Source organism: Bradyrhizobium sp. SZCCHNR1098, assembly GCF_032489375.1.
Taxonomy (GTDB): Bacteria; Pseudomonadota; Alphaproteobacteria; order Rhizobiales; family Xanthobacteraceae; genus Bradyrhizobium.
The window spans coordinates 151,575-172,494 of sequence record NZ_JAUEXY010000007.1 but is presented as its reverse complement, the minus strand read 5'-3'; the positions used below and the strand labels follow the sequence as shown (position 1 = coordinate 172,494).

The 20,920-nt window shown below is 65.1% G+C and carries 21 protein-coding genes; 8 read left to right on the top strand and 13 right to left on the bottom strand.

The genetic code is table 11. The features are described from left to right. Positions 1–18: 18 nt before the first annotated feature. The 7 genes from QX135_RS16975 to eno form a co-directional block, all read right to left on the bottom strand. Positions 19–336: a septum formation initiator family protein gene (locus QX135_RS16975; protein ID WP_315738186.1), complete on the bottom strand. Its 318-nt coding sequence runs from the start codon at positions 334–336 to the stop codon at positions 19–21. A gap of 64 nt (positions 337–400) precedes the next feature. Then, complete coding sequence (locus QX135_RS16970) at positions 401–1,192, bottom strand: aldolase (RefSeq protein WP_316177909.1); 792 nt, start codon at positions 1,190–1,192, stop codon at positions 401–403. A 146-nt stretch (positions 1,193–1,338) separates the two neighbouring features. Further along, positions 1,339–1,896: an NADPH-dependent FMN reductase gene (locus QX135_RS16965; protein ID WP_316177907.1), complete on the bottom strand. Its 558-nt coding sequence runs from the start codon at positions 1,894–1,896 to the stop codon at positions 1,339–1,341. A gap of 148 nt (positions 1,897–2,044) precedes the next feature. Next, the gene (locus QX135_RS16960) at positions 2,045–3,214 is read right to left on the bottom strand and encodes a serine hydrolase (protein ID WP_316234188.1); all 1,170 of its coding nucleotides are present in this window, start codon (positions 3,212–3,214) and stop codon (positions 2,045–2,047) included. 243 nt (positions 3,215–3,457) lie between these two features. Next, entirely contained in the window at positions 3,458–4,465 is a 1,008-nt protein-coding gene (locus tag QX135_RS16955; RefSeq protein ID WP_316234187.1) for an MBL fold metallo-hydrolase, read from the bottom strand. Between the two features lie 119 nt (positions 4,466–4,584). Next, complete coding sequence (locus tag QX135_RS16950; protein WP_316234186.1) at positions 4,585–5,727, bottom strand: zinc-binding dehydrogenase; 1,143 nt, start codon at positions 5,725–5,727, stop codon at positions 4,585–4,587. Positions 5,728–5,766: 39 nt separating this feature from the next. After that, complete coding sequence (gene eno, locus QX135_RS16945; RefSeq protein WP_315738192.1) at positions 5,767–7,050, bottom strand: phosphopyruvate hydratase; 1,284 nt, start codon at positions 7,048–7,050, stop codon at positions 5,767–5,769. 175 nt (positions 7,051–7,225) lie between these two features. Here eno and queF point away from each other — a divergent pair, with 175 nt between their 5' ends. The 4 genes from queF to QX135_RS16925 all read left to right on the top strand — a co-directional run bounded on the left by queF (position 7,226) and on the right by QX135_RS16925 (position 10,146). After that, a complete protein-coding gene (gene queF / locus QX135_RS16940; protein WP_316234185.1) occupies positions 7,226–7,702 on the top strand; it encodes a preQ(1) synthase in 477 nt (158 codons plus the stop codon). Positions 7,703–7,730: 28 nt separating this feature from the next. Further along, entirely contained in the window at positions 7,731–8,036 is a 306-nt protein-coding gene (locus tag QX135_RS16935; protein WP_316234184.1) for a hypothetical protein, read from the top strand. A 599-nt stretch (positions 8,037–8,635) separates the two neighbouring features. Continuing rightward, on the top strand, positions 8,636–9,403 hold the full coding sequence (locus QX135_RS16930; RefSeq protein WP_316234183.1) for a hypothetical protein: 768 nt from the start codon (positions 8,636–8,638) through the stop codon (positions 9,401–9,403). 527 nt (positions 9,404–9,930) lie between these two features. After that, positions 9,931–10,146, top strand: coding sequence for a hypothetical protein (locus QX135_RS16925; RefSeq protein ID WP_316234182.1), 216 nt, complete (start codon positions 9,931–9,933; stop codon positions 10,144–10,146). Between the two features lie 728 nt (positions 10,147–10,874). Here QX135_RS16925 and QX135_RS16920 read toward each other — a convergent pair. From QX135_RS16920 to secG, 5 genes are all read right to left on the bottom strand, one after another. Continuing rightward, complete coding sequence (locus tag QX135_RS16920; RefSeq protein ID WP_316234181.1) at positions 10,875–12,086, bottom strand: MFS transporter; 1,212 nt, start codon at positions 12,084–12,086, stop codon at positions 10,875–10,877. Then, positions 12,086–12,949 carry a 3-deoxy-8-phosphooctulonate synthase gene (gene kdsA, locus QX135_RS16915; RefSeq protein WP_316234180.1) on the bottom strand — a complete coding sequence of 288 codons (864 nt, stop codon included), beginning with the start codon at positions 12,947–12,949 and terminating at the stop codon, positions 12,086–12,088. The genes QX135_RS16920 and kdsA overlap by 1 nt, the downstream gene beginning before the upstream one ends. A 129-nt stretch (positions 12,950–13,078) precedes the next feature. Continuing rightward, a complete protein-coding gene (locus QX135_RS16910) occupies positions 13,079–13,405 on the bottom strand; it encodes an NIPSNAP family protein (protein WP_316176367.1) in 327 nt (108 codons plus the stop codon). A 69-nt stretch (positions 13,406–13,474) separates the two neighbouring features. Further along, positions 13,475–15,106, bottom strand: a complete 1,632-nt coding sequence (locus QX135_RS16905; RefSeq protein WP_315775009.1) for a CTP synthase — start codon at positions 15,104–15,106, stop codon at positions 13,475–13,477. Between the two features lie 167 nt (positions 15,107–15,273). Then, the gene (secG, locus tag QX135_RS16900; RefSeq protein WP_315798413.1) at positions 15,274–15,657 is read right to left on the bottom strand and encodes a preprotein translocase subunit SecG; all 384 of its coding nucleotides are present in this window, start codon (positions 15,655–15,657) and stop codon (positions 15,274–15,276) included. A gap of 210 nt (positions 15,658–15,867) precedes the next feature. Between secG and QX135_RS16895 the strand changes: the two genes are divergently transcribed. After that, positions 15,868–16,434, top strand: a complete 567-nt coding sequence (locus QX135_RS16895) for an XRE family transcriptional regulator (RefSeq protein WP_315756702.1) — start codon at positions 15,868–15,870, stop codon at positions 16,432–16,434. Between the two features lie 2 nt (positions 16,435–16,436). Further along, on the top strand, positions 16,437–16,964 hold the full coding sequence (locus QX135_RS16890; RefSeq protein WP_315738202.1) for a GNAT family N-acetyltransferase: 528 nt from the start codon (positions 16,437–16,439) through the stop codon (positions 16,962–16,964). Positions 16,965–16,991: 27 nt separating this feature from the next. On the opposite strand, the gene tpiA is transcribed toward QX135_RS16890, so the two are convergent. After that, positions 16,992–17,747: a triose-phosphate isomerase gene (gene tpiA, locus QX135_RS16885; RefSeq protein ID WP_315798416.1), complete on the bottom strand. Its 756-nt coding sequence runs from the start codon at positions 17,745–17,747 to the stop codon at positions 16,992–16,994. Between the two features lie 223 nt (positions 17,748–17,970). On the opposite strand from tpiA, the gene QX135_RS16880 reads away from it, so the two are divergent. Further along, on the top strand, positions 17,971–19,884 hold the full coding sequence (locus tag QX135_RS16880) for a peptidylprolyl isomerase (protein ID WP_315775014.1): 1,914 nt from the start codon (positions 17,971–17,973) through the stop codon (positions 19,882–19,884). Between the two features lie 20 nt (positions 19,885–19,904). Next, positions 19,905–20,918: an anthranilate phosphoribosyltransferase gene (trpD, locus tag QX135_RS16875; RefSeq protein ID WP_315775015.1), complete on the top strand. Its 1,014-nt coding sequence runs from the start codon at positions 19,905–19,907 to the stop codon at positions 20,916–20,918. Positions 20,919–20,920 lie beyond the last annotated feature (2 nt).

The following is a 20,920-nucleotide window of genomic DNA, read 5'->3' as shown; positions in this document are numbered from 1 at the left end:
GCGGCGAAGGGACACGCGTCACTGCGGTCGATTGATCCGGATCAGATCACGCGGGTTGGCATAGCCGAGCTGAAAACGGGCGCGTTCATCGAGCATGTCGGGATCGACCCGGTCGGAGCGCAGCAGCAATACGCGCTTCTCACCCTCCGCCCGCTCCTGCTTCAACCGGGCGAGCTCGGAGGTGAGCGCAATGATCTCCTGGTCGAGCTCCTGACGCGCGGTCAGGCCGTACCGGCCGGTATAGGCGTTGATGCCGAAATAGCCGATGATGGCGGCCGCCATCGTGTAGAGAGCTAGCCCGGTCAGGAAGGATTTGAGGCGCGCGCGGGAGACCATGGCCCGAGAATGCGGCGCCCCGGTTAAGGAAACGCTAACCCTGAGCCCCCGTGCCGCTACGCGCTCAAGTCCGATAGGCGGGCTCCTCGGCGTCGAGCGTCCGCTTGATCGCTTCGAGATGCAGCCGTGCCGATTCCGCATCTCCCTCCCGCATCTGGCGATAGGCGGCCTCGGCGATGTCGGGCGCCACCGGCACCACCTTGCGGCCGGTTGACAGCGCCAGGCACTGAACCTGGCAGGCGCGCTCGAGATAATAGAGATCATCCCAGGCTTCGGCGATGGTCGGCGCCAGGACCATGACGCCGTGATGCTTCATGAAGACGATGTCGGCATCACCGACAGCCCCGGCGATGCGGTCCCCCTCGCGCGCGTCGAGCGCCAGCCCGTTGTAGTTCGCGTCGACGGCGGTTCGTCCATAGAATTTCAGCGCCGTCTGCCCGGCGAAGATCAGCGGATCGCCTTCGGTCATCGAGAGCGCGGTGGCATACGGCATATGCGTATGGAACGCGACCTTGGCGCGCGGCAGCGCCTTGTGGATGCGGGCGTGGATATAGAACGCGGTCGCCTCCGGGCGGCCGTCGCCGGCAATGACATTGCCGTCGAAATCGCAAACCAACAGCTTCGAGGCCGTCAGCTCACGAAAGGCATAGCCGTAGGGATTGACGATGAAGAGGTCGTCATAGCCGGGGACCAGCGCCGAGAAGTGGTTGCAGATGCCCTCTTCGAACCCGTGCCGCGCCGCCATCCGGAAACAGGCCGCAAGGTCGATCCGCGCCTGCCAGACGGCCTCCGAGTCGAGATCCGGCTGGTTCGGGCCGGGCTTCGCCGACGACGCGGGTGTGAACGAATGGGCCATCGTGCTTCCTTGGCAATGCGCATCCTTGCGCAGGTCCGGCATTGCCTTGAAACGGATCGGGCAAGGCGCGTCAACGCCCTGCCCGGATCATACCCGTCATGCAGTTGGCGACCGCCGCACGGGCGGACGCACGGCGACGACCCTGGTCAGCCGTTCTGCTTGGCCACGAAGGCGGCGAACGCCTCCAGATATTGCTGCAGCACCGTCTTGAGCGAATCCTTGACCAACTCGCCCTGGGCATCGAAGGCATCGCCGACCCCGTTCAGGTAGATCTCCGGCTGCCCCATCACCGGGCCCGCGATGCCCGGCATGATGTTCTGCAGGTGCTTGGACGCCGCGACGCCGCCGAGCGCACCCGGCGAGTTGGCGATGAGACCGACCGGCTTGCCCAGGAACGAGCTCTGCCCATAGGGGCGCGAGGCGATGTCGATCGCATTCTTCAGCACGCCGGGAATCGAGCGGTTGTATTCGGGCGTCAAGATGAGCACGCCGTTCGAGGCCTTCAGCTTGTCGCGCAGGGCGAGCCAGTCGGCCGGCGGATTGGCTTCGAGATCCTGGTTGAAGAACGACAGGCCGTTGAGCGTGGTGACGTCGATCTTCAGGCTGACCGGCGCCAGCTTGGCCAGGGCTTTGGCGATCTTGAGCGTGAAGCTCTCCTTGCGGAGACTGCCGACGAGGGCGACGATCGAATAGGGTGCAGGCATGGGGAGATCCTTTGAGGAGCGGCGTGTGAGGGGCACTTAAAGCGCTCCGGCAGGAACATGCAAGTGCATGAAACCGGATCCCGCGAAACACTGCGCTTCATCGCAAGAGGCGCTCGATGACCCCGCCCGCCTGCCGCTTCCCTCGGGCTCAACCGGTCTCGTTGAGGTGACGGGTGAATTCCGCCACCGCCTGATGCGTCAGCCAGATGGCCTGTCCGTCGACCGGCTGCGCCCATGACGAGACCTTGGCGATCACGATGTCGTTGGACGTATCCACGAACAGGTTCTGGCCGTGAATGCCCATCGCGAACATGAGCTGCGGCTGGTCGTTGATGACGTACCAGCCGCTGCGATAATGCATGTTGCGGCTGATGGCGGCAAAGCTGTCGCGCCACTGCCCGTCGCGCCACGCCTGGGCGTCGCCACTGTGCCTGATGTCGTCGAGCCAGCCCTCGGGGATGATCGTGTGCGAGCCGCGCCGGCCGCCTGACAGCACGAGCTGGCCGAGCCGCGCAACGTCGCGCAGCGTGGCGCAGAACCCGCCGGTGCAGCGCGGCGCGCCCTTGCGGTCGAGAGTGATGAAGGCCTCGCCGCTCGCCCCCATCGGCTTCCACAACAGTGTGCTGACGAGGCTCGCGAAGCTGCGGCCGGTGGCCCGCTCGATCGCCCAGCCGAGCAGATCGGTGTTGGCGGAGACGTAGCTGAACGGGCCGCCATGCGGCTTCGCCTGCGCGCGCATCGTCGCGAAGAACTCGTGCAGGTTCGGCGACGTGCCGGGCGCAACCGGCTCCCAGCCGGCGGCGTCGGCATAGGCCTGCAGGCCGGCGCCGTCGAACACGACGCCCGCACGCATGTCGAGCAATTGGCGGATCGTGGCGCCGCGATAGGCCGTGGCCGCCACTTCCGGCACGTAGCGCGTGACCTCGGCGTCGACGTCGAGCTCGCCGCGGCCGGCCAGGATGCCGGCCATCAGCCCGGTGATCGACTTGGTCGCCGACATCAGGATGTGCGGCGTGTCGCGGTCGGTGCCACCGTCATAGTGCTCGAACACGATGCGGCCGTCGTGGAGGATCAGGAGCCCGTCCGTCGCCGTCGCCTTCAGGAAGCCGTCGAGATCGAGCGTGCCGCCCTTCGGCAGGCGCAGGCTGAACTGATCGAAGGAGATCGGACTTGCCGGCAGCGGCCACGCGCTGCCGGGCGCGCTCTCGATGTCGGCGACCGGGAGGATCGACCGGATGTTGTGGAAGGCCCAGCGGCTGAACGGCGCGGAGCGCCAGTTGGAAAGATCGGCGCTGGAAGCTGAGAGATCGGTCGACATGCAAGGCCCTGCGGACATCCCGGGAGGTTCGACATAGGCGCTCGCGCGAGCCGCGGAAAGCCCGACATTTCGCATATGCAAAAACGAGCAGGCCGCCCGAAGGCGGCCCCCTCTCTCCTCCGTCATTGCGAGCGAAGCAATCCAGGGCTCGGTTGTGACTCTGGATTGCTTCGTCGCGGAGCCTGTCCTCGGGCTCGCCGGAAGCGAGACCCGGGGGCTCCTCGCAATGACGCTAACCGATAATCAGATCACCGGATTCCACGGCGCCGGAATCAGCCGGTACTTGGCGCCGTCCTTCTCGACATAGCCCACGGAGGGGAACGAGAAGTGGAAGCCGATCACCTTGGCCTTCTCGGCGGCGGCCATGTCGTAGAACTTGTGCCGGGTCTCCTGCGCCTGCGCCGCATCGGTGTCAAACATGACGTGCCAGTCCGGGTTGCGCAGGAACAGCTCGGGGACGTTGGTGACGTCGGCCTGGATCAGGACCCTGGCATTGCCGGACGCGACCGCGAACGAGGTGTGTCCCGGCGTGTGACCGGGCGTGCCGAGCGCGGTGATGCCGGGCGCAACCTCCTTGTCCCACTCGTACTGGGTGACCTTGCTCTCGAGCCCGCCGAACACCTTCTTGAAGTTGGCGAAGTTGCCCTTCATCAAGTCGGTCTGCGCCTTGGCGGCGTTCTCGTCGCTATTCCAGAACGCCCACTCCTTGGCCGGCACCTTCAGCTCGGCGTTCGGAAATGCCAGCGAGCCGTCGGCGAGCTTGAGGCCGTTGACGTGGTCGCCGTGCATGTGGGAGAGCACGACGACGTCGATGCTCTTCGGATCGACGCCGGCGGCAGCGAGGTTCTGCAGCGTGCGGCCAACCGCGCCCTTGCTGGCCTCGAAGGCGCCAGCGCCGTTGCCGGTGTCGATCAGGACCAGCTTGGAGCCGGTGTTGATCAACTGCGGATTGAAGGGGATCGTGATCATACCCTTCGGCATGTAGGCGCTTTCGGCAGCCGCGAGCGCGTCGTCCTTCGCCGTGTTGACGACGAACGTGTCGGGCATCGGGAAGGTGCGCGCGCCGTCATTGACGGAGGTGCATTCATAGTCGCCGACCTTGTAGCGATAGAAGCCGGGCGCCTGCGCGCCGGCGGGTGCAACCGCTGCGCGTGCCTGTCCGGCCAGCGGCGGCAAAGCGGTCGCAGCTCCGGCGAGGGCCGCACCGGCCAGAAATCGACGGCGATCCAGACGGCGATCCAATAGGGTCATGACAAATCTCTCCTCAGTGCTCCATGCGGCTGACACCGCCCCCAGACAAACGGGGCGGATTTTCTCCGCATGCAGGCCAAACGCAAGCCCGTCAGCAACGTCCGGGGAGCGACGTTAGGTCACTTCTCTTTGTTGGGGTCGATGAGGAATTTTTCGCCGGTGGCCCGTTTGGCGTACACGGCGAGATTGGCCGGATCGAGGGCTTCGGGGAGTGATACGACCTTGGTGTAGTGGCTCGCGAAGGTCGTCTTCAGCTCGTCGACGACGCGCTGCCGCAACCGCTCGGTATCCGCCTTGCCGATCTTCATCAGGAATGGGAACAGCAGCCAGCCGCCGACGCTCCAGGTCATGCCGAAGCCGCGCGTGATCTCGGTCGGGCGCGTATCCAGGCTACCGTAGATGTAGACCTGCTTGTGCACGTTCGAGCCGTAGCGGCTGTAGGGATGCTTGCCGGACTTGTTGATCGCAGCTTCCATCGCGTTGAGGATCTGGCCGGCGAGCTTGCCGCCGCCGATCGCATCGAAGGCGATGGTCGCGCCGGTCTCGACCAGCGCCGCGATCAGGTCGTCCATGAAAGTCGGCGCCGTCGAATCCACGATGTATTTCGCGCCGATGCCGCGCAACAGCTCGGCCTGATCAGCGCTGCGCACGATGTTGACGAGCGGGATGCCGTCCTTGAGGCAGATCTTGTTGAGCATCTGCCCGAGATTGGACGCGGCGGCCGTGTGCACCAGCGCGGTATGGCCCTCGCGCCGCATCGTCTCGGTCATGCCGAGCGAGGTCAGCGGATTGACGAAGCAGGAGGCGCCCTCGGCCGGCGTGGTGCCGGCCGGCAGCGGCAGGCATTCGGAGAGCTTCAGGCAGCGATACTGGCTGTACATCGCGCCGCCGATGGCCGCGACCGTGCGGCCCATCAGCGCCTTGGCGGCATCCGACGACCCGGTCTTGACCACGACGCCGGCGCCCTCGTTGCCGACGGCCAGGGACTCGTCGAGCCGGCCGGCCATCGCCCGCATCCCCGCCTCCGGCACCTTGGCGGTGATCACGGGCCGCTCCTTGGTGCCGGACGCCTGCAGGGTCGACAGATCGGCCGCGCCGACGAGGAGGCCGAGATCGGACGGATTGATCGGCGCCGCCTCGATCCGCACCACCACCTCGTCCGGCCCCGGCTCGGGGGTCGGCACGTCGACCAGCGAGAGCTCGAGCTCGCCGCTGCGCCTGATCAACGTCCGCAGTTGCAGGCCCTGTGTCTCGACACCCATGCGTGCCTCCCTTTTTTCTTTGGTTAGCTTAGTCCAGACTCAGGCCAGCGCCTTCAGCGCCGCCCTGCCCGCATACTTGGCCTGCGCGTCCAGCTCCTGCTCGATGCGCAGCAACTGGTTGTACTTGGCGGTGCGGTCGGCGCGCGCCAGCGAGCCGGTCTTGATCTGCCCGCAATTGGTGGCGACCGCGAGATCGGCGATCGTGGAATCCTCGGTCTCGCCGGAGCGGTGCGACATGACAGCGGTGTAGCCGGCCTTGTAGGCCATCTCGACCGCGGCCAGCGTCTCGGTGAGCGTGCCGATCTGGTTGACCTTGATCAGGATCGAATTGGCGCGGCCGTTGCGGATGCCGTCGGCGAGACGGTTGACGTTGGTGACGAACAGGTCGTCGCCGACGAGCTGGCACTTGTGGCCGATCAGGTCGGTCAGCTCCTTCCAGCCGTCCATGTCGTCCTCCGACATGCCGTCCTCGATCGAGGCGATCGGGTAGCGGGCGACCAGATCCGCAAGATACTTGGCCTGCTCGGAGCGCGAGCGCGACTTGTTCTCGCCCTCGTAGACGTACTTGCCGTCCTTGAAGAATTCGGTCGCGGCGCAGTCGAGCGCCAGCATGACGTCCTCGCCGGCGGTGTAGCCGGCCTTGCCGATCGCGCTCATGACGAAGTCGAGGGCTGCGTCCGCCGACGGCAGGTTCGGCGCGAAGCCGCCCTCGTCGCCGACATTGGTGTTGTGGCCCGCCTTCTTCAGCTCGGCCTTGAGCGTGTGGAAGATCTCCGAGCCGCAGCGCAGCGCCTCCGCGAAGCTCGGCGCGCCCACCGGCATGATCATGAATTCCTGGAAGTCGATTGGGTTGTCGGCGTGGACGCCGCCATTGACGATGTTCATCATCGGCACCGGCAGGGTGCGGGCCGAGGTGCCGCCGACATAGCGATACAGCGGCATGTCGTAGGAGATCGCCGCCGCCTTGGCGCAGGCGAGCGAGACGCCGAGAATGGCGTTGGCGCCGATCCGGCTCTTGTTCTCGGTGCCGTCGAGCTCGATCAGGATCTGGTCGATCTGGACCTGGTCCTGCACAGACATGTCGCTGAGCGCCTCATAGACCTCGTCGTTGATCGCTTCGACGGCCTTCAGCACGCCCTTGCCGAGATAGCGGTGCTTGTCGCCGTCGCGCAGCTCGACCGCCTCGTGGGCGCCGGTGGAGGCGCCGGACGGCACGGCAGCGCGGCCGACCGAGCCGTCCTCCAGCACGACGTCGACCTCGACCGTGGGATTGCCGCGGCTGTCCAGGATTTCGCGGCCGATGATGTCGACGATGGCGGTCATGAGGTCCTCTCGCGGGCGTTTCTGGGTGGGCGTTGTTGCGCTGCTTCTACCGCAAGCCCGCGAGGCCGAAAAGGCCAAGTCACGACCAAATCAAGTCGCGGCCAGATCACGAAGCGGATGACGCCGGCCCCCCGATTGGCTAAGAGGGCGCCTCCCAGCATCCGTGACGTGACACATGGCGAAAAGATCCACCAAATCCGAGACATCAGCGGGACTTCAACTCGGCCGCGAGGTTGCCCAGCCGGACAGTCCGGACGCGGCGAAGCTCGACCGCGTGCCCAATCCGCAGAAGGACACGGACTATCTGGCCCGCTTCACGGTGCCGGAGTTCACCTCGCTGTGCCCGGTAACGGGACAGCCGGACTTCGCCCATCTCGTCATCGATTATGCGCCCGGCCCCTGGCTGGTGGAATCCAAGTCGCTCAAGCTCTATCTCGCCAGCTTCCGCAACCATGGCGCGTTCCACGAAGACTGCACCGTCGCGATCGGCAAGCGGCTCACTGCCGAGATCAAGCCCAAATGGCTGCGCATCGGCGGCTATTGGTATCCCCGCGGCGGCATCCCGATCGACGTGTTCTGGCAGACCGGAAAGCTGCCGAAGGGGCTGTGGGTGCCCGATCAGGGCGTGGCGCCCTATCGCGGCCGGGGGTGAAGCTGTTCGAGAAGCTGGAGGTGCGGTCGTGAACGGCGCAGTCGAACATGCCCGCCTGTCGGTGTTCTGTCCCAAGTGCACCACAACCGTCACGTGGCCGTCTTCGCTGTCAGCAACGGACCAGGCGAGAATTGCAGCCGAAATCCGCCGCAGCCCGATTGAGGGCCACAAACTGCTCGTCGCCCAGTTCGGCTTCTCCATGGCGGAAGCAAAGGCCCTGACGCTGCACGTCACGCAGACCGCAGGCACGTGTCACCGCTGCCGCCGTCCCCTTTCACGAAAGGACGATGTGATAGTCTGCGAGATGTGCCGCTCAGCCAATCTCGACTGGTAGTCGCCGATCGCGCACTCGCGGCTCAGTAAACGAAATAGTCCCGAACTTCGCCTTCGATGGTGATCTGCTGTTCGCGGGAGAGGACCTTCGTGGGGCCAATCCATGGGTTGGGATCGGACCGACCGCTGGAAATGCAGCGCCAACCACACTATATTCAATGCGGTCATTCCACTTCCGGGACCATCTGGGGTCGTTTTGACTCGGGATCGGCAGCGCGCCAACGCCGTCGATCCCAACTACTCGATGATGGCTCAGGGAGCCGGATTCGGACCGGCATCTCCACACTTGTAGGGGCGGGTGTCCTACCGTTAGACGATCCCTGATAGTACAAAGCCGATTAAGGGCCCTTGCGCTTCCATGTCACCGGAGCCGCGCAAGGGCCCTACTGCTTTTCCGGGCCCGCGACGCCGTTCGGCGAAACGCCCGGGCTCTCACTGTTGTTTTCATGGCTAATCTCCGCGCCAATGATGAAACTGTAATGCGGATTTTGGATAACGTCAAGTCACTAACCTAAATCCGCAAACAACGTCCTTGACGCCTCGATTCGCTTCGCGTAAATAGGCTCCGCGCAATCCAGTTTCGTGAACGGAGACTGCCTCATGAATGGCGAGAACGTAGCCTCAGCGGAGGAGGTAAAGGCGAGGTCCGGTGACGCGCGCCAGCGCTCCACCATCGGTTTTCCTTACATGCCCCTTAAGGACGCTGTGGAGCTTGCGGAAGCAATCCACGGAAATGTGGGATTGGGAGAATGTGACGACGATCAGCTTGCAGCTTGGAGCGGTCAGAGCACCAAAAGCAGCGGATTTCGGGTCCAGATCAGCTCTGCACGCCAATTTGGGTTGATTACCAGTGAGGCCGCAGGCCGGTACAAATTGACCGACCTGGGGCGAATGATCGTTGACCCTAGTCAAGCGCGCGAGGCCAAGGCTTTAGCCTTCCTCAACGTGCCGCTCTACAAGGGCATCTTTGAAAAGTATCGGGGCGGTGTTCTCCCAAGCCAAGCGGCCGCCCTTGAGCGCGAAATGGTTGGCATGGGAGTGTCGGATAAAGTCAAAGACCGAGCCCGGCAAACCTTCGAGCGCTCTGCGGAACAGGCTGGCTACTTTGAGCACGGAAAGAACCGGCTGGTTATGCCAGCGGTCTCCACAGTCCGCGAGGCGCCAGCTCCGGAGCCAGAGGAGCCTAAGGGAGGAGGCGGAGGTAACGGCGGCGGCCGTCAGCCGTCTGGCGTTGACCCTATCATTCAAGGGCTTCTAGTGAGGTTGCCGCCGTCTGGAAGCGTATGGGCAGAGGCGGAACGTAATCTTTGGCTGGAACTGCTTAAGGGTAGTTTTCAGCTGATCTACAAGGACAAGGACCCTGGCTAGACTGGACGAACGTCCCAACCTGTGTAGATTCGAGATTCGCATGCGTCCTAGGCCATGCGAAAAGCACGAAGGCCAGCCCGAGTAATCGGACCAGCCTTCGGAAGGGAAGCTCTCTTAACAAAGGGCGGTGGGGTCGTTTCCTTGGCCGGGGCGACCCCATTCCTTTTGATCAACGTTATGTTGACCGACAACAATCTACGAATTTTTGTTGTTTGGTCAAATGCATAGCGATTAATTTCGCGCATCACGCCTGTGTATGACGGGGCCAACTTGACCCTTTATCCTAGCCTTGCCTTTCAGCGATTTATGCGAGAAACGAATGAAAAAGGCCGCCAACCGAGGCGACCCTTTCGAACAAATTGAACTTCGACAATGTGCTAACGTGGGGCTGCAAAGAGACGCCCCACGAGGCTTTCGACTAGTCTTACCGCCTAATCTCAACCTTGATCTTGATAGTCACAAATATCATGCCGATCCCTCCCTTCCGCTCCCCGGTCGGGAACTAGCAGAGGCCTCTGCACGAGCAGATGAGCACGATTACCGGCGCGGCGGAATTCACGTTTCAGAAATCCAAATTAGGACACTCCCTGAGTCGCCCGACGGGCACGCTGCCGCTCGACTTACGCAACCATCAAACCGCTGCTCCCGGGAGCCGATTTGCGCTGCACTCTCAAGCCGATCACCCCTATCCAGACCTTCCGAAGAAAATATTTCACTTTCGCTTTATCAGAATTCATGATTGACTGCCGCCATCCCGTCTCGATCAGAGGGGCGCTTCGCGGTCGTCACGGACGTTGAGGCGGGATGCGGTGGGCGTGTCGGGTTCGCAGCGTGATCAGTCATGCGGACGAACGAGCCTGATGCGCCGGCGAAATCGTATGGTCCTGGCCTCCCGACGCTGAGGTCACGCCGGTGGTGATGATCCGCCGGTTACGGGGGCAAGACAGCCCGGTCCCCGGGGAGAGTACGTATAAGCCGCCCAACCATCGCGCGGGGAATGCCGGGATGTCTCGGCTGAACCTGTGGTTCCTGCCGCCAGCATTTTTTTCTGCTGGCGGGCCATGGGGGCGGCCAGCTCCCGGCATTCCCCGCGCCCTCTTCTCAGAAAGAGGGCATGTCCCAAGGCAAAGCTCGGACGCAGACGCGCCGCGAGATGGCGGCGGTGCGTCCCGCGGCCAACGAAAGCGCCGATATGTCTCAGCCGCGCATCTACAGCATCGAGAGCGAGAAACGCCCTCGCCGCACTTCCCCAGGACCATCGCAGCTAACGATGGGCATTTTGCCCTCGCCCGTCTCCACGTCGTCATGCCCGGGCTTGTCCCGGGCATCCACGTCCTTCTCAGCGCGCCGAACGACGTGGATGGCCGGGACAAGCCCGGCCATGACGGAGCAACAAATGAGCAGGCGTTGCTGCCGCGACGGGACCATGTCTTCAGATGCAATGGGCTCGCGCCCGTGTCCGACATGGCCGTCAGCTGACCGCCGCATCCGCCGGCGGCCGTTGCCGCAGCAGCGCGGCGCAGGCGAAGCCGAGCGCGACCATCAGCGCGGCGGCGATCATCAGCGTCGGCTGCTTGCCGCCATGGACCAGGCCGAAGCCATAGGCGATCGGGCCGACCGTCTGGCCCATGAAGAAGAAGAACGAGTGCAGCGACATCGCGGTCGCGCGCGCCCCGATCGACAGCTCGCTGGCGAACACCTGCAGGCAGCCATGGATCATGTAGAAGCCCCAGCCCATCAGCAGCATGCAGCCGAACTGCAGCTTCCAGCCCGGACCGAAGGCGAGCGCGGCAAGCTGCAGCCCGACCAGGGCAGCGCCCGTGATCATCATGCCCTTGACGCCGAGCCGCGGCAGGAAGTTCGAGACCGTGAACGTGTAGAACAGCCCGCCGACCGCGAAGCCCGCGATGACGATGCCCGCGATCGACAGCGAGGTCTCGCCGAGATCGAACAGGAACGAGGCGATGAACGGAAACAGCCCGAACACGCAGCAGCCTTCGACGAACACGGCCGAGAAGCAGAAGCGCGAATTGGGGTTGGTGAAGATGGTGCGGTAGCCCTTCCTCAGCGCGGCGAGATCGGTGGTCGGCGCATGCGTGACCTTGGCGCCGCGAAAGCCTGCCGCCACCGCGAAGGAGGCGATCAGCCCGAGCGCGCCGAGGATCGCGAGCACGCCGCGCCAGCCGATGAAATCGCCGATGATGCCGGATGCCGTCGCGCCGAGCAGGTTGCCCGCCATCGAGCCCGCGAGCGTGCGGCCGATCGCGACCTGCCGCTTGTCGGGCGCGACGAGATCGCTGGTCAGCCCGAGCGCCACCGGAAACACGCCGCCCGAGGCGATGCCCGCGAGGATGCGCGTCGCGAACAGCAGCGGAAACGAGGTGGCGAGCGCACCGAGGATGCTGGCGACACCGAGCAGCGCCAGGCACAGCGTCATCAGCCGCGCCTTGCCGAACAGATCGGCGGCCGCACCGATCGCAGGCTGGATCAGTGCGTAGATCAGCGCATAGCCGGCGGCGATGCCGGCCGCGGTGGTGATGCTGATCGCGAAATCCTCGGCGACATGCGGCAGCACCGGATCAAGCGCCCGCGTCGACAGCGCCGCCGAGAAGCCCGCCAGCGCGATGATGTTCACGGCTGGTGGAAACTTCTGCCCCGCGGGCTTGGCGACGGTCTGGTGCATCAGCGCGCGGCGTCCGATGCCCGCCCCTTGGCGAGCGCATCGAACGCCATCAGCGTTCGCAGCAGCCCCTCGAACTGCGCGAGCGGGACCATGTTCGGCCCGTCGGAGGGCGCGTGATCGGGATCCGGATGCGTCTCGATGAAGACGCCGGCGACGCCGACGGCCACCGCGGCCCGCGCCAGCACCGGCACGAATTCGCGCTCGCCGCCCGACGAGGTGCCCTTGCCGCCCGGCTGCTGCACCGAATGCGTAGCATCGAAGATGACAGGCGCGCCGGTCGTGCGCGCCATGATCGGCAGCGCGCGCATGTCGGAGACCAGCGTGTTGTAGCCGAACGAGACGCCGCGCTCGGTGACCAGCACGTTGCGATTGCCGGAGCCGGTGATCTTGGCCACGACATTGGCCATGTCCCAGGGCGCCAGGAACTGGCCCTTCTTGACGTTGACGACCTTGCCGGTCGCGGCGGCCGCGAGCAGCAGGTCAGTCTGCCGGCACAGGAAGGCCGGGATCTGCAGCACGTCGACCGCCTGCGCCACCTCGGCGCACTGACTCGCATCGTGGACGTCAGTCAGCACGGGCAGGCCGAGCGACGCGCGGATCTCGGCGAAGATCGGCAGCGACTGCGAAAGCCCGAGGCCGCGCGCAGCCGAGCCGCTGCTGCGGTTGGCCTTGTCGAACGAGGTCTTGTAGACGAGCCCGATGTTCAGCCGCGTCGCGATCTCCTTCAGCGCCGAGGCGACCTCGAGCGCATGAGCCCGGCTCTCGAGCTGGCACGGGCCGGCGATGACCGCGAGCGGCAGCTGATTGCCAAACTTGACGGAGCCGAGGCTGACGACCGGCGCGGCAGAGATCGAAGCGTTCACGACATCATCCTCTTGTGGGCGCGCGACCATGGCCCAGCGCTGGCTGCCGGATCAACCCGGCGCGTGCCCGCGAATAGCAGGGTTGCGGGGATGAGGCCATCCGCGCATCCCGGCTCCCGTGCAAGGGCCCTATTTCAACGCCGAGAACGCCGTCGGCACCAGGAACTGGCTGGTGATGTTGGCGACGATCTGGCCGTCCTCCTCGCTCTTGGCGCGCGCCGCGATCCAATCGGGATCGGTCATGAACTTGGTCCACTTGGTCTCGCGCTCGGCGAGCGACTCCCAAGCGATGAAATAGGTCAGGTCCTGGTTGGATTCGCCGATCAGGGTCGTGAAGAAGCCGACCGGCCGGATGCCATGCTTCCCCCACAGCTTCAGCGTCGTGGTCTCGAAGCGCTTCAGCAGCGCCGACAGCCGGCCCGGAATGCAGCGATAGATGCGGCTCTCGTAGATCATTGGTCACTCCCTGATCGGTTGGATCGGGAGCGTTCTCGCAATATTCGGCCACACCGTCAAAGACGGTCGTCAGACCAGCCGCGACTGCACCATCGCCGCCTGGATGAAGGACGCAAACAGCGGATGCGGCTCGAATGGCCGCGATTTCAGCTCGGGGTGGAACTGGACGCCGATGAACCAGGGATGGTCCTCATATTCCACGATCTCCGGCAGCACGCCGTCCGGCGACAGGCCGGAGAACTTCAGACCGTGCTGCTCGAGCCGGTCCTTGTAGGCGGTGTTGACCTCGTAGCGGTGGCGATGGCGCTCGGAGATCTCGGTGGCACCGCCATAGACCTCGGAGACGCGGCTGCCGCGCTTGAGCGCCGCAGGATAGGCGCCGAGCCGCATCGTGCCGCCGAGATCGCCGCTCTTGGAGCGCTTCTCCAGCTCGTTGCCGCGCAGCCATTCCGTCATCAGGCCGACGAGCGGCTCCGGCGTCGGACCGAACTCGGTCGAGTTGGCCTCGGTGATGCCGACGAGATTGCGCGCCGCCTCGATCACCGCCATCTGCATGCCGAAGCAGATGCCGAAATACGGCACGTCACGCTCCCGCGCGAACCGCGCCGCGCGGATCTTGCCCTCGGCGCCGCGCTGGCCGAAGCCGCCGGGCACCAGGATGCCGTTGACGTGCTCGAGGAATGGCGCCGGGTCCTCGTTCTCGAACACCTCGCTCTCGATCCAGTCGAGCTTGACGCGGACCTTGTTGGCGATGCCGCCATGCGACAGCGCCTCGATCAGCGACTTGTAGGCGTCCTTCATGCCGGTGTACTTGCCGACGATCGCGATCGTGACGTCGCCTTCAGGATTGCGGACGCGCTCGTTGATCGTGTGCCAGCTCGCCAGCGCCGGCGGCACCCGCGGCTCGATGCCGAACGCGGCCAGCACCTCGTCGTCGAGGCCGGCGGCATGATAGGCCTCCGGCACGGCATAGATGTTGTCGACGTCACGCGCCTCGATGACGGCGCTTTCACGCACGTTGCAGAACAGGCCGAGTTTGCGCCGTTCCTCCTTCGGAATCGGGCGGTCGGTGCGGCACAGCAGGATGTCCGGCTGGATGCCGATCGAGCGCAGCTCCTTGACCGAATGCTGCGTCGGCTTGGTCTTCAACTCGCCGGCGCTCGGGATGTAAGGCAGCAGCGTGAGATGGATGTAGATCGCGTGATGGCGCGGCAGCTCGTTGCCGAGCTGCCGGATCGCCTCGAAGAACGGCAGGCCCTCGATGTCGCCGACGGTGCCGCCGATCTCGACCAGCACGAAATCGTACTCGTCATTCCCAGACAGGACGAAATCCTTGATCGCATTCGTCACGTGCGGGACGACCTGGATGGTCGCGCCGAGATAGTCGCCGCGCCGCTCCTTGGTCAGGATGTCCTGATAGATCCGGCCCGTGGTGATGTTGTCGGCCTTGGTCGCCGGCCGGCCGGTGAAGCGTTCGTAATGACCGAGATCGAGATCGGTCTCGGCACCGTCGTCGGTCACGAACACTTCGCCGTGCTGATACGGCGACATCGTGCCGGGATCGAGGTTGAGATAGGGGTCGAGCTTGCGAAGCCGGACCTTGTAGCCACGGGCCTGCAGCAGCGCGCCTAACGCGGCTGAAGCCAGACCCTTTCCGAGCGAGGAAACCACGCCGCCGGTGATGAAGATGTACCGCGCCATGGGACCCTACCTTTAATGCCGCGCGCTCGATTCGCCAAAACGAATCGCTTGCAGCCCGCAACGCTGTCGCGGGCCTGTGGGTTACTTCAAAATATTAATGGTCTCAGGTACTTGAGACCGCCTCATGACGCAGGACGCCAATTGCGTTCCTGCATGGCTTGCCCGCGTTATTGCGACTGCGGGGCCTGCGGCGCAGCCGGAGCCGCGGGTGCCTGCTGCTCGTCGGCCTTCTTGAGCTGGTCGAGCACGCCGCCCGCGGTCGGCGCCGCTGGGGTCGCTCCGCCTGACTGGGTCTGCCCCGGCAGGTTGTTGAGAATCGAGGTCGGCTTGCGATCCAGACCCGCGAGCCAAGTCAGCGCCAGGCTGGTGAGGAAGAAGAGGAGTGCCAGGATCGCGGTCGTGCGCGTTAGCAGGTTGGCCGTGCCGCGGCTCGACATGAAACCGGCGCCGCCGCCCATGCCAAGGCCACCGCCCTCGGATTTCTGCAACAGCACCGTACCGATCAGGACGGCGACAATCATGAGGTGGATGACGATCAAGACAGTCTGCATGGTGACCTTCCGTCACAAGCCCTCGCAGGCCCCGACCGGGGGCCGGGATCGCGAGAGCTTCGCGGGCTATTCGGAAATTTGCGCGGTGTTACACGATCATGTCGAGCAACGCCACCCCGCAGATAATCGCAACCGCGCTTCGCACAAGCGCCGACGTCGCCCTCCGGGTCGACCCTTGCCGGCCGCTTCAATATCCATTATTAGAGACGAATGGATCAAATAGTAGACGACTTCAGCCAGAGGCTCGCCCGTCGCCTGCTGCTGGAACGGGACGGCCGTGGGTGGTCGCTGGCCGACCTCGCCGAACGCTCTGGCGTGTCGAAGGCGACCATCAGCAAGATCGAGCGTGCCGAAGTCAGCCCGACCGCGGTGATCCTGGTTAAGCTCGCAAGCGCTTTCGATCTCACGCTGGCCGGCTTGATGCTCCGCGCCGAAGCCCAGTCGGAGCGCCTGTCCAAGGCCGCCGAGCAGCCGGTCTGGCGCGACCCGGACACGGGCTACGTCAGGCGCCAGGTCTTTCTCAGGCCGGATCATCCGATCGAATTGGTGACCGTCGAGATGCCGGCGCACCGCAGCGTGACCTTGCCGGCCTCCTCCTACATCCACATCCGCCAGCTCCTCTGGGTTCAGAGCGGGCAATTGACCATCACGGAAGGCGCGGAACGCCACGTGCTCGGGCCGGGCGACTGCCTCGGCTTTGGCCCACCGATCGACACCACCTTTGCCAATGAGACCGACGCGCCGTGCGTCTACGTCGTCGCCCTTGCCAGGAGTTGAGAATGTCCCCGCCCCGAATCGCGGCCCTGTCAGATACGCCGGCAATCCGGGCTGCGCTTCGCGCAATGCTGATCGAAACGGTCGCCCATGGTGGCTCGGTCAGCTTCATGCACCCGCTTCGCGAGGAGGATGCCGACGCGTTCTGGCGGGAATCGCTGTCGGCCGCGGCGCGCGGCGAACGAGCCGTTCTTGGCGCCTTAGATGGAGAGGATGTGATCGCGACCGTGACGCTGCAGCTGAAGCTGCCGCCGAACCAGCCGCACCGCGCCGAGATCGCAAAGATGATGACGCGCATCAGCCACCGCAAACGCGGAATCGCGACCGCGCTGCTCTGCGCGGCCGAAAACCTCGCCCGCGCGCATGGGCGGACGATGCTGGTCCTCGATACCGCCGAGGATGGGGGCGCCTCACAGCTCTATGAAAGCGTCGGCTTCCAGCTGAGCGGAACCATCCCGGACTATGCCTTGAAGCCGCATGGCGGCCTCACCGGCACAAAGATCTATTGGAAGCGAATCGAACAGGCGGACTGAGGCGCGCGCTTTCGCTCACGTCGCTTCTCAACAGCCCTTCGCAATGGCGAGAAAGTCTGAGGCTTTCAGGCTGGCGCCGCCGACCAACGCGCCGTTGACATTCGCGACCGCCATCAGCTCGGCCGCATTGGAGGGCTTCACCGAGCCGCCATAGAGGATGCGCGTCCGCGCTCCCTCCTGCTTGAAGCGATCGATCAGCAGCTCTCTGATAAAGGCATGAATCTGCTCGACATCCTTGGCGGTCGGGGTCAGGCCGGTGCCGATCGCCCAGACCGGCTCATAGGCCACGACCAGGTTGTCGGCCCGTGAGCCCTGCGGCAGACTGAGGTTGAGCTGGCCGCGCAGGATGTCGAGCGTCTGCCCGGCATCGCGCTGCTGCTGGGTTTCGCCGACGCAAGCGATCGCGACCAGCCCGGCACGCCACACCGCCTCGGTCTTCTGGTGCACCACAACATCGGTTTCGCCATGATCGGCGCGCCGTTCGGAATGGCCGACGATGATGGCGCTGGCGCCGGCATCGGCCAGCATCTCCGCCGAGATGTCCCCGGTATGGGCTCCCGACGCCTTGGGGTGGCAATCCTGGGCCCCGACCGCGATCGCGTGGGTGCCGCGTGCCCTCTCGGCAAAGCCTGCCACCAGAGTGGCGGGCGGACAGACCAGCAGATCGGCCTTGCCGGTGACCTCGGCGGCTCCGGCCAGCATGGCGTCGAACTCGGCGGTCGAGGCCTTCAGGCCGTTCATTTTCCAGTTGCCGGCGATCAGCGGCCGGATGCGGTCGGTCATGGCGGGATTCCAGCAAATGTTGTGACGGACATCGGCTAGCAGAGCCCTTCGACGAGCACCAGAGCGGGAGCCGTCTTCCCACCGCTTCAATCGGCCTCAGGGCCGAGGTTGCGACCGGGCGGCGGCCTCTTTATAAGCCGTTTCAACTCGGTGACGGCCTTTTGCGGAATCTGCTTTAAGGCGCGGCCTCTTCATCCTTTTTCCTGCAGACAGACTGGGACCCATGCTTCGAGGATTACGCAAGGCCTCATCAAACTGGCTCGGCAAGACCATCATGGCGGTGGTCATGGGCGTTTTGATCGTCAGTTTCGGCATCTGGGGCATCGCCGACATCTTCCGCGGCTTCGGGCAGTCGACGGCTGCAACCGTGGGACGCACGGAGATCTCGGTCAACGAGTTCCGGCAGATCTATACCGACCGGCTGCAGCAGATCGGCCGCCAGCTCGGCCGTCCGCTGACCACCGAGCAGGCCCGCATGTTCGGGCTCGACCGCTCCGTTCTGCAGCAGACGATTGCGGAAGCCGCCCTCGACGAGCAGGCCCGCCGTCTCGGTCTCGCCCAGTCCGATGCGGAGACCATGCGGGTGATCCTCAGCGATCCCAACTTCAAGGGCCCGAACGGGGCGTTCGACCCGCAGCGTTTCCAGGCCATCATCCGCAATTTCGGCTTCACCGAGCAGCGCTATCTGGCTGACCAGCGCCGACAGTCGCTGCGGCGGCAGATCACCGGCACGATCGCGGCCGGGCTGGAGCCGTCCAACACGATGCTCGAGGCGCTCGGCCGCTTCCAGAACGAGCAGCGCTCGATCGATTACATCAAGCTCGACGCGGCGCAGGCCGGCACCATCGATGCGCCCTCGCCCGAGGTTCTCGCGTCCTATTTCGAAGAGCACAAAGCCCAGTTCAAGGCGCCGGAATATCGCAAGATCTCCTTCGTCGTGGTGACGCCCGAAGAGATCGGCAAGTGGACCGACGTATCTGACGAGGACGCCAGGAAGCTGTTCGACCAGCGCAAGGCGCTGATGGGCACGCCGGAGAAGCGCCAGGCCCAGCAGATGACCTTCCCCACCATGGAGGAGGCACAAGCGGCGCGCGCCCGGATCGCCGCGGGTGAAGTCACGTTCGACGAGCTCGCCAAGGAGCGCAACCTCAACCCAGCCGATCTCGATCTCGGTCTGGTGACGAAATCGGCGATTCTCGACCCTGTCGTTGCCGATACCGCCTTCTCGCTGCCGACCGGCGAGGTCAGCCAGCCGGTCAAGGGCGCGTTCAACGTGGCGCTGGTCAAGGTCAGCGCGATTCAGCCGGGCCAACAGCCGGAATATGAGAGCGTCGCTGCCGACATCAAGAAAGAGATCGCAGCCGACCGCGCCAAGTCGCAAGTCGCCAATCTTCGCGACAAGATGGAAGACGAGCGCGGCGGTGGCGCCAGCGTGTCAGAGGCCGCCAAGAAGCTCGGTCTCAATGCCGTCACGCTCGAAGCGGTCGACAGGTCCGGCAAGCAACCCAACGGCCAGCCCGTTTCGAACATCCCGCTTGGCCTGGATGTCGTTGCGCAGGCCTTCAACAGCGACGTCGGTGTCGACAACGAGCCGATCTCGTTCCGCGGCGGCTATGTCTGGTTCGAGGTTCTCGGCATCACCCCGCCGCGCGATCGCCCCCTCGACGAGGTCAAGGATCAGGTCGCCGCGCGCTGGCGCGACGACGAGGTCGCAGCCAAGCTGCGCGCGAAGGCCACCGAACTGGTCAAGAAGCTCAACGAGGGCGGCAAGCTCGCCGACGAGGCGGCATCGCTCGGCGTGAAGGTCGAGACGGCCAGCGCGTTCAAGCGCGACGCCTCGGTTCCCGGCGTCCCCACCGGAGCGATCACCGCCGCATTCCGCACGGCGAAGGACGGCGTCGGCCAGACCGAGGCTGATGGCGGCCGGCAGTGGATTGTGTTCCGTGTCACCGACATCATCGAGCCGAAGGTCGACCTCGCGTCCGAAGACACCAAGAAGCTGAAGGACCAGTTGCAGCGCGCGCTCGCCGACGAGCAAGGCACGGCCTATGTCATGAAGCTCGAGAAGGACATCGGGACGACGATCAACGAGGCTGCCGTGGCCCAGGTGGTCGGCGGCGGCAGCAGCAACCAATGACGGATCGCTAGGGGCACGCGATGGACGATCTCAAGTCGATCATTGGCAAGTTGGCGACCGGCGCGCCGCTGTCCCGCGAGGAGGCGGCGTCCGCCTTCGACAGCATGATGTCGGGCGAGGCGACGCCGTCGCAGATGGGCGCGCTGCTGATGGCGCTGCGTGTGCGCGGCGAGACGGTCGAGGAGATCACCGGCGCCGTCAGCGTGATGCGGGCGAAGATGCTGCGCGTCGACGCGCCGGCGAGCGCGGTCGACATCGTCGGCACCGGCGGTGACGGCTCTGGCTCGGTCAACGTCTCGACCTGCGCCTCCTTCATCGTGGCCGGCGCCGGCGTGCCGGTCGCCAAGCACGGCAACCGCGCGCTGTCGTCGCGCTCGGGCGCAGCCGACGTGCTCGCCGCGCTCGGCGTCAAGATCGATCTGAAGCCCGACCAGGTCGGACGCTGCGTGCGTGAGGCCGGCATCGGCTTCATGTTCGCGCCCGCGCATCATCCGGCGATGAAGAACGTCGGTCCGACCCGGGTCGAGCTCGCCACTCGCACGATCTTCAATCTGCTCGGTCCCCTGTCCAATCCGGCCGGCGTCAGGCGCCAGATGGTCGGCGTGTTTTCGCGGCAATGGGTGGAGCCGTTGGCACAGGTGCTGAAGAATCTTGGCTCGGAAGCCGCATGGGTCGTGCACGGCTCCGACGGGCTCGACGAGATCACCTTGACCGGCCCGACCTTCGTCGCCGCCCTGGAGAACGGCCATATCCGTACCTTCGAGGTCTCGCCCGAGGAGGCCGGGCTTGGCCTGTGCGGCAGCGATGGTCTGAAGGGCGGTGACGCGGCGGCCAACGCCGTGGCGCTGCAGAGTGTGCTCGATGGCCTGCCGAGTCCCTATCGCGATGTGGCCCTGCTGAACGCCGCGGCGGCGCTGGTTGTCTCCGGCCGCGCCAAGACGCTGAAGGAAGGCGTCGCAATCGGCCGGGATTCGCTCGACAGCGGCGCCGCAGCAGCGCGGCTGAAGCAGCTGATCGACGTCTCGAACGACTGATC